Origin of the sequence: Bradyrhizobium quebecense (assembly GCF_013373795.3) — a bacterium.
GTDB classification, from domain to species: domain Bacteria; phylum Pseudomonadota; class Alphaproteobacteria; order Rhizobiales; family Xanthobacteraceae; genus Bradyrhizobium; species Bradyrhizobium quebecense.
The window spans coordinates 6,272,122-6,286,071 of sequence record NZ_CP088022.1 but is presented as its reverse complement, the minus strand read 5'-3'; the positions used below and the strand labels follow the sequence as shown (position 1 = coordinate 6,286,071).

The following is a 13,950-nucleotide window of genomic DNA, read 5'->3' as shown; positions in this document are numbered from 1 at the left end:
CGTGATATCCAGACGGCATGAAACGGCTGAAGGCGATACGAAGGTGGTTCGGACGGCGCTTCGGCTATGCGCGGCTGGCCTGCGTGGCGCTGTTGATCGGCATCGCCGCGCTGCGGATCGCGGATCCGGCTCCGGTGCAGGAGCTCCGCGTCAGGACGTTTGACACGTTCCAGGTGCTCGAACCGCGCCAGAAGACCGCGCGGCCCGTCACCATCGTCGATATCGACGAGAAGAGCCTCGCTGACCCCCGGCTCGGGCAATGGCCGTGGCCGCGGACGCGGCTCGCCGACATCGTCATCAACCTCACCCGGCTCGGCGCCGTGGTGATCGCGTTCGACGCGGTGTTCTCCGAGCCCGATCGTCTCAACCCCGATATCGCGGCCGATACGTTCAGCAGCCTGGACGAGGAGATGCGCGCCAGGCTGCGGCAGCTGCCGAGCAACGACAGCATCCTGGCCGACGCCATCAAGAACTCGCGCGTGGTGCTCGGCGAGTCCGGCGGCCCCAACGTGCGCGCCGACCTCAACGAAAGGCTGCCGGTCACCGGGCTTGCGATGCTCGGCGAGGAGCCGCAGAGCTTCATGTTCCAGTTTCCGGGATTGTTGCGCAACGTGCCGGTGCTTGAGGAGGCCGCGGCCGGGCGAGGCCTGTTCACGATCAGGCCGGAACGCGACGGCATCGTCAGGCGGGTGCCGATGATGATGGTCGCCCAGGGCATCACCATGCCGTCGCTGACCTTCGAAATGCTGCGGGTGGCGGGCGGCTCGGGCACCATCCTGATCAAGGCCGACAAGGCCGGCATCAAGAGCCTCGGGATCAAGGGCTTTGCGATCCCGACCGATCTCCACGGCCAGCTTTGGATCCACTATGCGCGGCGTGACCCATCGATCTACGTCTCGGCCGTCGATGTGCTGGATGGGCGGGTGCCGCCGGACAGGATCGCCGGCAAGCTGATCCTGATCGGCACCTCCGCGGTCGGGCTCAACGACATCAAGACCACGCCGGTGACGCCGGCGATGCCCGGGGTCGAGGTTCACGCTCAGGTGCTGGAGAGCGCGCTGACCGGTGACGTGGTTTCGCAACCGAACTACGGCATCGGCATCGAGTTCTTCGCCGCGCTGATCATGGGGCTCCTGGTCATCGCCTTCGCGCCGAAGTTCGGTCCGATCACGCTGGTCGTCGTCGGCGGGATGTTCGCTTCGGTGCTGACCGGCACATCCTGGTATTTCTATTCCCAGCATCGGCTCCTGATCGATTTTACCTATCCTCTGATGTCGACCACGGCGATCTATCTCACGCTGATCTTCTCCGCCTTCGTGCGCGAACAGCAGCAGCGCCGGCAGATCAGGTCGCAATTCGTGCAGTACATGTCGCCCGCGCTGGTCGAGCAGCTGGCGCAATCGCCGGAGCGGCTCGTGCTCGGCGGCGAGGAGCGCGAGATGACCATCATGTTCTCGGACATGCGCGGCTTCACCTCGATCTCGGAAACCTACAAGCGCGATCCGCAAGGCCTCACGGCGCTGATGAACCGTTTCCTCACGCCGCTCACCAACGCGATCCTCGCCCGCAAAGGCTATATCGACAAATATATGGGCGACGCCATCATGGCATTCTGGAATGCGCCGCTCGACGACAAGCAGCACCAGCTCAACGCCTGCGACGCCGCGCTTGACATGCTGGGGCACGTCGGCGACCTCAACCGCAAGCGCGAACAGGAAGCGCTGGACGGTGGCCACGTCTATGTGCCGCTCAACATCGGCGTCGGCCTCAACACCGGCACCTGCGTGGTCGGCAATATGGGGTCTGATCTCAAGTTCAATTATTCGGTGCTCGGCGACAGCGTCAATCTGGCGGCCCGGCTGGAGGGGCAGTCCAAGGAATACGGCTTCCCGATCATCGTGGGATCGAAGACCGCGCTCGCGGTGAAGGAGAAGTTCGCGATCCTCGAACTCGACTTCATCATGGTGAAGGGCAAGAAGGAGCCCGAGGTGATCTATGCGATCGCCGGCCGCGAGGACGTGGCCGGTTCCGGCCGCTTCCAGCGGCTGCGCAACCTGACCATCGAAATGCTCGCCTGCTACCGCAGCCGTGATTGGGACGGTGCGCTCGCCGCGATCGAGCGCGGCCGCAAGACCGACGAGGCGCAGACGCTGCAATATCTCTACCGCCTCTACGAGGCGCGCATCCGCGCCTTCCAGAAGGAGCCGCCGCCGGACGATTGGGACGGCGCCTTCGCGTTGACGACGAAGTAAGTGCCACAAACCCGGTGTCGTCCCGGCTGACGACGAAATAGACGCCGCACGTTCGTCGTCGTCCCGGCGAAGGCCGGGACCCATATGTGGACGGCCCCCGTGGCACAAGAGCTTTCTGGGATTGGTCGGATCGCTGTCATCCATATGTCCGGCCTGTTTGATGCGATCGTGTTGATCGCTGGGCCAAGATGGTTTCCGCGACGCGAGTGCCAAACAACCTGGCGACCTTGTGAAGGCCAATGGGTCCCGCGGCTTGTCTCGCGTTCTGGATCGATCGATCATTCCATCTGCTCTTGCAGCTCCGGTTCGTCCGGCGAGCGCTACGTCCGGCCGGCCGACCTGTTAGGTGACAGCGTTCATGCGTGCGGCATCATAGCTCTCGCCGGTCGCCATCAGCTTCCAGGCGATGCGGGCCACCTTGTTGGCGAGCGCCACGGCCGCAAGCTTCGGCGGCTTGCGCCTGAGCAACGCCACGAGCCAGCGCGAGGGGTGGCCGCGCCCGAGCCTTGCCTGCCGGATCACCGCGGTCGCCCCGGCCACGAGCAGGCGACGCAGGGTCTCGTCGCCAGCGCGGGTGATCTTGCCGAGCCTGGTTTTGCCGGCGGTGGAATGGTCCTTGGGCGTCAGGCCGAGCCAGGCCGCGAACAAGCGGCCGGAGCGGAAGGCGTGCGGGTCCGGCGTCTTCATCACAAGCGAGGTCGCGATGATCGGACCGACCGAGGGGATCTGGGCCAGACGACGGCTTGTGGCGTTGGCCTGGTGCCAGGCCAGCAGCCTGGCCTCGACCGCCTTCAGCTCACCCTGCAACTGCGCATAGTCACGGCCCTGCATGGCGAACAGCTCGCGCGCCATAGCGGGAACGCTCTCGTCCTGCGTGATCCGGGCCAACAGCGGCTCGATCTTGTCCAACCCCTTCGGCGCGATCAGGCCAAACTCCGCCGCGTAGCCGCGGATCGCATTGCTGAGCTGGGTACGGCGGCCGATCAGCCCATCGCGGACACCTGCAAGCATCAGCGCGGCCTGCTGTTCGGCGCTCTTCACCGGCACAAACCGCATCCGCGGTCGGCCCATCGCTTCGCACACCCCATCCGCATCTCGCCCGTCGTTCTTGTTCCGCAGCACATAAGGCTTCACCAACTGCGGCGCTATCAGCTTCACCTCATGGCCAAGCTTGCCAAGCTCGCGCCCCCAGTAATGAGCCGCCCCGCAGGCCTCCATCCCGATCACGGTCGGCGGAAGCTTGGCAAAAAACTCAAGCACCTGCTTGCGCGACAGCTTCTTGCGCAACACCGGCTGTTCCGCCGCGTCAACTCCATGCAGCACAAAAATATGCTTCGACGTATCCATCCCAATACGGATAATCTCTCTCACGGACGGTCTCCTTGTCTGAGATTTACAACAACCTCATTCTGGCACACTGATGCCGTAGGGGGCCGTCCACACCATCAACCACAAATGGGTGTTGTTAGAAAGCCGTCTGGCCGCTTGCCTATTGCGCAGGCCGCGGCGTATGGGTCCCGGCCTTCGCCGGGACGACGGTGGAGCGAGTTACTCCAGGCCGATCTGCGTCAGATCCTGGAACCAGTGCTGCGCCTGCACGAAGGTCTTCACCTTCGGCGACAGCGCGTGCGGATTGGTGTCGTGCACCACCCACACCAGCGCGGCATCGTCGACGATCAGCGCGTGCGCCTGCGCCAGCAGCGCATCCTGTTTCGCGCTGTCGAACGTCTGTTTCGCCTCGTCGATCAGCGCGTCGACCTTCGGATTCTTGTAGCCGCCCCAGTTGACGCCTGTCGGCGCCACCTGGCCGGAATGGAAGAACCGCACGATGGCGTAGAGCGGATCCGAGGTGACATAGGCGATGTTGTTGGCGGTGATGCCGGCGTTCATCTCGTCGGCCGCGCCCTTGCGCCAGTGCGAATAGAGTGTCTCGAGCTCGACGACCTTGAAGTCGATGTCGATGCCGATCTCCTTGAAGCTCTGCTGCAGGAATTCGTTCATCGGCAGCGACAGCATCTGCCCGGTGCCGCCCTGGGCGATGATGAAGGTCGTCTTCAGCGGCTTGTCCTTTGAATAGCCGGCTTCCTCCACCAGCTTTTTGGCGGCCGCGAGGTCGTATTTCAGTTCGAAGCTCGGCTTGCCGAACCACGGGCTCGACGGGTCGACCTGGCCCTTGGCCGGCTTGGCCAGTCCGTTCATCAGGCCAACCACCGCATCGCGGTCGATCGCGAGGTTGAGCGCCTTGCGCAGGCGGATATCGGTCCAGGGCGAGCCCGGCAGCACGCTCAAATGATAATTCCAGACATGCGGCGTCACGTTGTCGACGATCCTCATGCCGGCGGCCTTGAGCTGCGGCACGGCGTCGGGCGCCGGCGTTTCGATCAGGTCGACCTGGCCAGCCAGCAGCGCGTTGGTGCGGGTCAGCGCCTCCGGCATCGGGATCAGGATCATCTTGTCGACCTTCGCAAGCCGCTTCTTGTCCCAATAATCCGGGTTCTTGGTCAGCTCGGCGAGTTCGCGCGGCACCAGCTTGGTCAGCTTGAACGGGCCGGTGCCGGAGGGCTGGCTGGCGAACTTGTCCCAGTCCCTGCCGAGCTTCTCATATTGCGCGGGGCTCGAGACCAGGAACCAGAGCATCTGGTAGGGGAAGAAGGAGTCGACCGTCTTGGTGGTGACCTCGATGGTCTGGTCGTCGATCTTGGCGTAGCTTGCGACCGAGGGCAGCCGGGTCTTGACCTGCGCGCTCTGCCGCTTGTCGAATTGCGGTGCCTTGTCGTTCAGCACCTTGTCGAGATTCCAGATCACCGCGTCGGCGTTGAAGTCGCTGCCGTCGTGGAATTTGACGCCCTTGCGCAGGGTGAAGCGCCACTTGGTCTTGTCGCTATCGTCGACCTTCCATTCGGTCGCGAGCCCGGGCACCAGTTTGCCCGGCCGGTCGGCGACATCCATCTCCCAGGCCACCAGCGGATCGTAGATCGTGTAGGCCGTGAACTGATAGGCGCCGGCGCCGCGATCGGGCTGGCCGGTCGTCAGCGGAATGTCGGCCATCGAAATGCCGTAGCGCACAATGGACTCTGCTCGCGCGGACATGGCCGGCCAGCCCGCGGTCAGGGCGAGCGCCATTGCCGCCGTCAGGATCGAATTGCGCGCGCGCATATGAAGGCTCCGTTGGTGGGAAGTCGGGGCCGAATCCTGCAAGCATGATGCCAGAATAGGCATCTTCGCACGGTTGGGGCGCGAGGTGGGAAGAAATGACGCGCCTAGCGGTTATTTGCTGAAGAACTATTCCCCTTGGCACAGGCATTGCATACGCTTGCCCAAGAAATAATCACTAAAACGTCACCAGACTTCGAAGGGGTTGCTCAGATGCGTAACAGGAAGACCAATGCGACGGCGATCATGCTGGCGCTTGCGATCGCCAATTGTGTGCCGGCGATCGCCAGCGCCGAGACCGTGCTGCGCATTGGCATGACGGCTGCCGATATTCCGCGCACGCTCGGGCAGCCCGACCAGGGTTTTGAGGGCAACCGCTTCACCGGGCTCACGATGTATGACGCGCTGACGATGTGGGACCTGTCCTCGTCGGACAAGGCGAGCGCGATGATTCCGGGCCTTGCGACCGAGTGGAAGGTCGACGATGCCGACAAGACCAAGTGGGTCTTCAAGCTGCGTCCCGGCGTCAGCTTTCACGACGGCTCACCGTTCAATGCCGATGCGGTGGTCTGGAACGTCGACAAGGTGCTGAAGCAGGACGCGCCGCAATACGATGCGAGCCAGGTCGGCGTCACCGCCTCGCGCATGCCGACCTTGGTCTCGGCGCGCAAGATCGACGACATGACGGTGGAGCTGACCACCAAGGAGCCGGACAGCTTCCTGCCGATCAACCTCACCAATTTGTTCATGGCGAGCCCGGCCAAGTGGCAGCAATTCTACGACAAGGCCGAAGGCGCCGATGCCAAGGCGAAGTCGCAGGCCGCATGGGCGGCGTTCGCCAAGGACGCTTCGGGCACCGGCCCGTGGAAGATGTCGAGCTTCACCCCGCGCGAGCGGCTCGAGCTGGTGAAGAACGAGAATTACTGGGACAAGGCCCGCGTGCCGAAGACCGACAAGATGGTGCTGTTGCCAATGCCCGAAGCCAACGCGCGCACTGCGGCGCTGCTGTCGGGGCAGGTCAACTGGATCGAGGCGCCGGCGCCCGACGCACTGCCCGAGATCAAGCAGCGTGGCTTCAATCTCTATTCCAACGAGGAGCCGCATGTCTGGCCGTGGCAGTTCTCCCGCGTCGAAGGATCGCCGTGGAATGACATCCGCGTCCGCAAGGCCGCCAATCTCTGTGTTGATCGCGAAGGGCTGCGTGACGGCCTGCTCGCGGGGCTGATGGTACCCGCCACCGGCACGTTCGAGCCCGGCCATCCCTGGCGCGGCAACCCGACCTTCCAGATCAAATACGACAAGCCGGCCGCACAGAAGCTGATGCAGGAGGCCGGCTTCGGTCCGAACAAGAAGCTGACGGTCAAGATCCAGACCTCGGCGTCGGGTTCGGGCCAGATGCTGCCGCTGCCGATGAACGAGTATCTGCAACAGGCTTTGGCCGAGTGCTACTTCGATGTGCAGCTCGACGTCATCGAGTGGAATACGCTGTTCACCAACTGGCGGCGCGGCGCCAAGGATCCGTCGGCCAACGGATCGAACGCGACCAACGTCACCTATGCGGCGATGGATCCGTTCTTCGCGCTGGTGCGCTTCCTGCAGTCGGGCATGGCGCCGCCGGTCTCGAACAATTGGGGCTTCATCAACAATCCGAAGTTCGATGAGCTGGTGAAGAAGGCCCGCCAGACCTTCGAACCGGCAGCGCGCGACGCCGCGCTTGCCGAACTGCACGCCGCCTCGGTCGATGATGCGGCGTTCCTGTACGTCGCTCACGACGTTGCGCCGCGCGCGATGAGCCCGAAGGTCAAGGGCTTTGTGCAGCCGAAGAGCTGGTTCGTCGACTTCTCGCCGGTCTCGGTCGTGCCGTGAGATAACGCGCGACGCTCTTAGGCACCCTCTCCCCTTGTGGGAGAGGGTGGCTTCGCGACAGCAAAGCCGGGTGAGGGGTCGTCTCCGCGGACGCTCCTCGCCGAAAATGAAATGACTGTATCCGCGGATAGAACCCCTCATCCGGCGCGCTCCGCGCGCCACCTTCTTCCCACAAGGGGAGAAGGTAGAAAGAACGCAACGTGCTCGCCTATACGTCCAGACGGATCGTCTACGTCATTCCGATCGTGCTCAGCGTTGCGCTGGTGTGCTTCCTGTTGGTGCACATCACGCCCGGCGATCCGCTGGTCGCGGTGCTGCCGGCCGATGCCTCGCAGGAGCTCGCCGCGCAATTGCGCAGCGCCTACGGCTTCGATCGCCCATTGCCGGTGCAATTCGGTCTGTGGCTGTGGCGCGCGATCCATGGCGATCTCGGCAATTCGATCGCCACCGGGCGGCCGGTGCTGTCCGAAGTGATGCGCGCGGTCGGCAACACCGTGATGCTGGCGATTGCGGCAGCGATGATCGGTTTTACGCTCGGCCTGCTGTTCGGGCTGATCGCCGGCTATTTCCGCGACACCTGGGTCGACAAGGTCGCGACGTCGGTTGCCATCGCCGGCGTCTCGCTGCCGCACTACTGGCTCGGCATGGTGCTGGTCATCATCTTCTCGGTGCAGCTCAACTGGCTGCCGGCGGTCGGTGCCGGGCCGGGCGGCTCCGGCGCCTGGGCGTGGGACTGGGAGCACCTGCGCTATCTGGTGCTGCCCGCGATCACCACCTCGGTGATCCCGATGGGCATCGTCACGCGCACGGTGCGCGCGCTGACCGGCGACATCCTGAGCCAGGATTTTGTCGAGGCGCTGCGCGCCAAGGGCCTGCGCGAGACCGGGGTATTTCGTCACGTCATCAAGAACGCGGCGCCGACCGCGCTTGCGGTGATGGGTCTGCAACTCGGCTACATGCTCGGCGGCTCGATCCTGATCGAGACCGTGTTCTCCTGGCCGGGCTCGGGCCTGTTGCTGAACTCCGCGATCTTCCAGCGCGATCTGCCGCTGCTGCAGGGCACGATCCTGGTGCTTGCGCTATTCTTCGTGCTGCTCAATCTCCTGGTCGATATCGCGCAGGCCGCGATCGATCCGCGCATCAAGCGGAGTTAGAGCATGATCCGGAAAAGTGGATACCGGTTTTCCGCGAAGATCATGCTCCAACTAAGAGTCTTCCCATGAGTGCGATGTCAGATACTGCATTGCAGGCCGCCCCCGCGACCAAGGCACGCGGCTACTGGGCGACGGTTGGGCGCCGCATCAGGCGCGACAAGGTCAGCATGGCCTGCGCCATCATCCTGGTTCTGATCTTTGCCTCCGCGCTGCTGGCGCCATGGCTGCATCTCGCCGATCCCTATCAGGGCTCGATGATCCGCCGTCTCCGCCACATCGGCACGCCAGGCTATCCGCTCGGCACCGACGAACTCGGCCGCGACATGCTGGCGCGACTGATCTATGGCGGACGGCTGTCGCTGGTCATCGGCATCCTGCCGGTGATCCTCGCCTTCATGATCGGCACCTCGCTCGGCCTCGTCGCCGGTTACGTCGGCGGCAAGCTCAACACCGCGATCATGCGCACCGTCGACGTGTTCTACGCATTTCCTTCGGTGCTGCTCGCGATCGCGATCTCGGGTGCACTCGGCGCCGGCATCACCAATTCGATCGTGTCGCTGACCATCGTGTTCGTGCCGCAGATCACCCGCGTCGCCGAAAGCGTCACCACCGGTGTCCGCAACATGGACTTCGTCGAGGCGGCGCGCGCGTCCGGCGCCGGTCCGTTCACCATCATGCGCGTCCACATGCTCGGCAATGTGCTCGGCCCGATCTTCGTCTACGCCACCGGCCTGATTTCGGTGTCGATGATCCTGGCCGCGGGCCTCTCGTTCCTCGGGCTCGGCACCAAGCCGCCGGAGCCGGAATGGGGCTTGATGCTGAACACGCTGCGTACCGCGATCTATGTCAATCCATGGGTCGCGGCGCTGCCGGGTGCGATGATCTTCGCGGTCTCGATCTGCTTCAATCTGCTCAGCGACGGCATGCGCAGCGCCATGGACATCAGGAATTAGAGCATGAGCGAGGCCAATCTCTCTGTCGATATGCTGGAGCCGGTCGCCGATATCGGCGGCGCCGCGCAGCCGCTGCTGCAGGTCAAGGGACTGACCAAGCACTTCCCGGTGCGCGGCGGGCTGTTCAGCCCGCGCAAGACCGTGCGTGCCGTCGACGACGTCAGCTTCGCGGTCATGAAGGGCGAGACCGTCGGCATTGTCGGCGAATCCGGCTGCGGCAAGTCGACCACCGCGCGGCTGTTGATGCACCTGATGGCGCGCGATGCCGGCGACATCATCTTTGACGGCCGGCAGGTCGGTCCGGCGCTCTCGCTGCGCGATTTGCGACGCGGCGTGCAGATGGTGTTCCAGGACAGCTACGCCTCGCTCAACCCGCGCCTCACCATTGAGGAGTCGATCGCGTTCGGACCCAAAGTCCACGGCATGGCCGATGACACGGCGCGGACGCTGGCGCGCGAGTTGCTCGGCAAGGTGGGCTTGCGGCCGGAGATCTTCGCCAACCGCTACCCGCACGAAGTGTCCGGCGGCCAGCGCCAGCGCGTCAATATCGCCCGCGCGCTCGCGCTGTCGCCGCGGCTCGTGATTCTCGATGAGGCGGTTTCCGCGCTCGACAAATCGGTCGAGGCGCAGGTGCTCAATCTGCTCGCCGATTTGAAGCGTGAATTCGGCCTGACCTATCTTTTCATCAGCCACGATCTCAACGTGGTCCGCTACATCTCCGATCGCGTGCTGGTGATGTATCTCGGCGAAGTCGTCGAGCTCGGCCCGGTCGACGCGGTCTGGGACGCGCCGGCACATCCCTATACCCGCGCGCTGCTGGCGGCGATGCCGTCATCCGATCCCGACAGGCGCACCGAGGTGCCGCCGATCTCGGGCGATCCGCCCAATCCGATCGACCCGCCGGCCGGCTGCCGGTTTCACACCCGTTGCCCGTTTGCGGAGCCGCTCTGCGCAAACGACACGCCAAAACTCAGCGATCTCGATACAATGGGCCATCAAGCGGCGTGCTACATGGCCATTGCTGGCTCGGGGCACAGCCGCGCGCCGGCAAAAGCAAAAGGAGAAAACGCGGCATGACCAGACCCACTCCCAAGGACGTCAAGGTGATCGCGCACGTCGCCGACGTGCCCGCCGATGACGATGTCGCGACCCGCATCGCCAACTCGATCGGACCGGCATTCGACGGCTTCGCGCCGATCTCCGGCACGCTGCCGTTCGATCTCGAACCCGCGAGCTTCCTGCTGGCGCAGAAGGTGTCGAAATGAGCACCGAACCGGCCCTGATGACGCTGACCGCGGTCGCCAAGGCGATTGCCGACAAGAAGGTCTCCTCGCATGAGGTGACGCGCGCCGTGCTGCATCGCATTGCGGAATGGCAGCCGCGCCTCAACGCCTACATGGCGATCGAGTCCGAACAGGCGCTTGCGGCCGCGACCGAAGCCGATGCCGCGCTCGCCAAGGGCAACGGCCGGGGGCCGCTGCACGGCGTGCCGCTGGCGCACAAGGACATGTATTACGAGGCCGGCAAGGTCGTGACCTGCGGCTCGCTGATCCGCCGCGACTTCGTGCCGAAGACGACTGCGACGGCGTTGCAGCGGCTGAAGGATGCCGGGCAGGTCCGGCTCGGCTCGCTGCAGATGGTCGAGTTCGCCTATGGGCCGACCGGCCACAACGTGCATTACGGCGCGGTGCGCAATCCCTGGAACGTCGCGCACATCACCGGCGGCTCGTCGTCGGGTTCGGGCTCGGCGGTCGCCGCGCGGCTCACCTTTGCCGCGCTGGGTTCCGACACCGGCGGCTCGGTGCGCATGCCCGCGCATTTCTGCGGCGTCACCGGCCTCAAGACGACGGTCGGCCGCGTCAGCCGGGCCGGCGCGATGCCGCTGTCGCAGTCGCTCGATACCGTCGGTCCGCTGGCGCAGACCGCTGAGGACTGCGCGCTGCTGCTCGGCCTGATGGCCGGCGCCGACCCCGAGGATCTGACGGCGTCGACGCAGCCGGTGCCCGACTATCTGGCTGCGACCAGGCAGTCGCTGAAGGGCCTCAAGATCGGCGTCCCGACGGCGTTCTATGTCGACGACCTCGATGGTGAGGTGGCACGCATCCTCGACGAGACCGTGGCCACCCTGAAGAAGGAGGGCGCCGAGATCGTCAAGGTCGAGCTTCCCGATCAGCGCCAGCTCAGCGCCGCGTCGCAACTGGTGCTCGCGGCCGAGGCCGCAGCCTACCACAAGCGCTGGATGATCGAGCGGCCGCAGGACTACGGCGCACAGGTCCTGATGCGGCTGCAGAATGGCCTCACCATTCCCGCGGTGACCTACCTCGAGGCGATGCGCTGGCGCGGACCCGCGCTCGCTGCGCACAACGCGGCGGTCAGCGGTGTCGATGCGGTGATCGCGCCGTCGGCCCCGGTGCCGGCGCCGACGATCGCCGAGAGCGACGTCGGCAATGGCCCGGGCGCCGAGGCGGTGATCCAGCGCCTGACGCGGTTCACCCGCCCGGTCAACTATCTCGGCCTGCCGTCGCTCTCGATCCCCTCGGGTTTCACCAAGGCGGGTCTGCCGGTCGGCATGCAGCTGATCGGCCGCTCCTTCGAGGAAGCGGTGTTGCTCCGGATCGGCGCCGCCTTCCAGCGCGCGACCGATTTCCACGCCAGGGTACCCAAGCTCGCATGACCAACCTCGTCGAGATCAACAACCTCAACATCCGCTTCACCGGAGATCGTACGGTCCATGCCGTGAACGATCTCAGCCTACAGCTCGGCGAGGGCGAGGTGTTGGGGCTGCTCGGCGAGTCCGGCTCGGGCAAGAGCGTGACGCTGCGCGCACTGATGCGGCTGTTGCCGAAGAAGCGCACGCAGATCACCGGCAGCGTCAATGTGCTCGGTCGGGACGTGCTGGCGATGGATGACGAGGCGCTGTCCGCATTCCGCGGCCAGACCGTCTCGATGATCTTCCAGGAGCCGGCGCTGGCGCTCGATCCGGTCTACACCATCGGTCGCCAGATTGCGGAGACGGTGATGCGCCACGAGGGCAAGAGCGAGCGCGACGCCACCGCGCGCGCGCTCGAGATGCTCGAAGTGGTGCGGATCCCGTCCGCGAAGCGAAGGCTCGAGTCCTATCCGCATGAGATGTCGGGCGGCATGCGCCAGCGTGCGATGATCGCGCTGGCGCTGGCCTGCAAGCCGAAGATCCTGCTCGCGGATGAGCCGACCACCGCGCTCGATGCCACTGTGCAGATCCAGATCCTGCTGCTGCTGCGCGAGCTGCAGCGCGAGTTCGGGATGTCCGTCATCTTCGTCACCCACGACATCGGCGTTGCCATCGAGATCTGCGATCGGGTCGCGGTGATGTATGCCGGCCAGATCGTGGAGCAGGGCGCCTTGCGCGATATCGTGCGCACGCCGGTTCATCCCTATGCGAAGGGCCTGCTGGCCTCGACCATTCACGGCGCGATGCGCGGTCAGCGGCTCGAGACCATTCCGGGCACGCCGCCCTCGCTCGATCACGCACCGGCGAGCTGCTCGTTTGCACCACGCTGCAAGTTCGCCGAGCCGCGCTGCAGTGAACAATTGCCGCCCAGCGTGCAAACCGCGCCCGGGCATCTGGCGCGCTGCGTTCTCGCAGAGTCGGCGGTCGCCGCGGTTTAGGATGCCCGCGCCACCGCGTCGGCGATCCAGCGCCGCACAGCCGCGATCCGCCGGTCTCGTGCCTGCTCGGTGCGGGAGACCAGGTAGATCGTCTCGTGATGCGCGGCCTCGAACGCAAACGGCGCCACCAGCCGCTTGCCGAAGCCCGGCCGCGCCTTGATGAGGGGCGCCATTGCGAGCGCCACGCCGAGCCCGTGTTCGGCGGCCTCCAGCATCGCCGGCACGCTGTCGAGCCACAGATGCCCGCGCGGGGCGAGATGCGGCAGCCCGGCCTCCTTCAGCCAGGCCGGCCACGCCCGCGGTTGCGTCGTGACATGGATCAGCACCTCGCGGGACAGGTCCGCAGGGCTCCGAAGCCCCGCCTTGACCATCGCCGGCGTGCAGACCGGCAATCCCTTGACCTGGACCAGCGGCTCGACCTTCAGCCCGGCGGCATGTTCCCGCCCGTAGCGGATCGCGACATCGACGCGCGAGCCGTTGAAGTCGGCATATTGGTGCGTGGCCTCGATCCGCAGCGTCAGTTGCGGATGACTCCGCTTGAACTCCGGCAGCGCCGGCAGCAGCACGGCGCTGGTGAAGAACGGCAATGAGCTGATCCACAGCTCGCCGCTGGCCTCGCCGCGTTGCCGCAGCATGTCGCGGCTCGCCTCCTGCAGCGTCGCCAGCGCGGTCGACACCTTTGCAAGGTAACGTTCGCCGTCCGCGGTCAGCCGCACCGAGCGCGCGCCGCGGACGAACAGCTTGGTGCCGAACTGCTGCTCCAGTCCGCGGATCTGATGGCTGATCGCCGACGGGCTCAGCGACAGGTCGCGCGCGGCGCGACGGAAGCTGAGCTGGGTTGCCGCGCGCTCGAAGGCAAGCAGCGCCGGCAGCGGTGGGATGGCCCGTGGATCCGGGGCATCCAATGGGTGAATCCTGTTCACC

The 13,950-nt window shown here is 65.4% G+C and carries 11 protein-coding genes; 8 read left to right on the top strand and 3 right to left on the bottom strand.

Annotated features, from left to right (window positions below):
* Positions 1–17 precede the first annotated feature (17 nt).
* Entirely contained in the window at positions 18–2,252 is a 2,235-nt protein-coding gene (locus HU230_RS30330; protein WP_176528669.1) for a CHASE2 domain-containing protein, read from the top strand.
* Positions 2,253–2,594: 342 nt separating this feature from the next.
* Here HU230_RS30330 and HU230_RS30325 read toward each other — a convergent pair whose 3' ends face one another.
* Together HU230_RS30325 and HU230_RS30320 are read right to left on the bottom strand one after the other, a co-directional pair.
* Positions 2,595–3,623: an IS110 family RNA-guided transposase gene (locus HU230_RS30325; protein WP_176528479.1), complete on the bottom strand. Its 1,029-nt coding sequence runs from the start codon at positions 3,621–3,623 to the stop codon at positions 2,595–2,597.
* 177 nt (positions 3,624–3,800) lie between these two features.
* Complete coding sequence (locus HU230_RS30320) at positions 3,801–5,408, bottom strand: ABC transporter substrate-binding protein (protein WP_176528670.1); 1,608 nt, start codon at positions 5,406–5,408, stop codon at positions 3,801–3,803.
* A gap of 210 nt (positions 5,409–5,618) precedes the next feature.
* Between HU230_RS30320 and HU230_RS30315 the strand changes: the two genes are divergently transcribed.
* The 7 genes from HU230_RS30315 (at position 5,619) to HU230_RS30285 (ending at position 13,026) form a co-directional block, all read left to right on the top strand.
* Entirely contained in the window at positions 5,619–7,271 is a 1,653-nt protein-coding gene (locus HU230_RS30315; protein WP_176528671.1) for an ABC transporter substrate-binding protein, read from the top strand.
* A 200-nt stretch (positions 7,272–7,471) separates the two neighbouring features.
* Positions 7,472–8,425 carry an ABC transporter permease gene (locus HU230_RS30310; protein WP_176528672.1) on the top strand — a complete coding sequence of 318 codons (954 nt, stop codon included), beginning with the start codon at positions 7,472–7,474 and terminating at the stop codon, positions 8,423–8,425.
* A 65-nt stretch (positions 8,426–8,490) separates the two neighbouring features.
* Complete coding sequence (locus HU230_RS30305) at positions 8,491–9,378, top strand: ABC transporter permease (RefSeq protein WP_176528673.1); 888 nt, start codon at positions 8,491–8,493, stop codon at positions 9,376–9,378.
* 3 nt (positions 9,379–9,381) lie between these two features.
* Positions 9,382–10,455, top strand: a complete 1,074-nt coding sequence (locus HU230_RS30300) for an ABC transporter ATP-binding protein (RefSeq protein ID WP_176528674.1) — start codon at positions 9,382–9,384, stop codon at positions 10,453–10,455.
* On the top strand, positions 10,452–10,643 hold the full coding sequence (locus HU230_RS30295) for a hypothetical protein (RefSeq protein WP_092119665.1): 192 nt from the start codon (positions 10,452–10,454) through the stop codon (positions 10,641–10,643). Before HU230_RS30300 ends, HU230_RS30295 begins: the two co-directional genes overlap by 4 nt.
* Positions 10,640–12,052 (top strand): amidase, encoded by a 1,413-nt coding sequence (locus HU230_RS30290; protein ID WP_176528675.1) that lies wholly within the window; start codon positions 10,640–10,642, stop codon positions 12,050–12,052. The genes HU230_RS30295 and HU230_RS30290 overlap by 4 nt, the downstream gene beginning before the upstream one ends.
* Complete coding sequence (locus HU230_RS30285; RefSeq protein WP_176528676.1) at positions 12,049–13,026, top strand: ABC transporter ATP-binding protein; 978 nt, start codon at positions 12,049–12,051, stop codon at positions 13,024–13,026. The genes HU230_RS30290 and HU230_RS30285 overlap by 4 nt, the downstream gene beginning before the upstream one ends.
* On the opposite strand, the gene HU230_RS30280 is transcribed toward HU230_RS30285, so the two are convergent.
* Positions 13,023–13,931, bottom strand: coding sequence for a LysR substrate-binding domain-containing protein (locus tag HU230_RS30280; protein ID WP_176528677.1), 909 nt, complete (start codon positions 13,929–13,931; stop codon positions 13,023–13,025). The two genes, HU230_RS30285 and HU230_RS30280, sit on opposite strands and share 4 nt — an antisense overlap.
* Positions 13,932–13,950: the final 19 nt, after the last annotated feature.

Excerpts from the sequence above, each read along its gene's own strand:
- HU230_RS30330 (WP_176528669.1), top strand. The coding sequence starts at position 18 with ATGAAACGGCTGAAGGCGATACGAAGGTGGTTCGGACGGCGCTTCGGC.
- HU230_RS30290 (WP_176528675.1), top strand. The coding sequence starts at position 10,640 with ATGAGCACCGAACCGGCCCTGATGACGCTGACCGCGGTCGCCAAGGCG.
- HU230_RS30300 (WP_176528674.1), top strand. The coding sequence starts at position 9,382 with ATGAGCGAGGCCAATCTCTCTGTCGATATGCTGGAGCCGGTCGCCGAT.
- HU230_RS30295 (WP_092119665.1), top strand. The coding sequence starts at position 10,452 with ATGACCAGACCCACTCCCAAGGACGTCAAGGTGATCGCGCACGTCGCC.
- HU230_RS30315 (WP_176528671.1), top strand. The coding sequence starts at position 5,619 with ATGCGTAACAGGAAGACCAATGCGACGGCGATCATGCTGGCGCTTGCG.
- HU230_RS30320 (WP_176528670.1), bottom strand. The coding sequence starts at position 5,408 with ATGCGCGCGCGCAATTCGATCCTGACGGCGGCAATGGCGCTCGCCCTG.
- HU230_RS30285 (WP_176528676.1), top strand. The coding sequence starts at position 12,049 with ATGACCAACCTCGTCGAGATCAACAACCTCAACATCCGCTTCACCGGA.
- HU230_RS30305 (WP_176528673.1), top strand. The coding sequence starts at position 8,491 with ATGAGTGCGATGTCAGATACTGCATTGCAGGCCGCCCCCGCGACCAAG.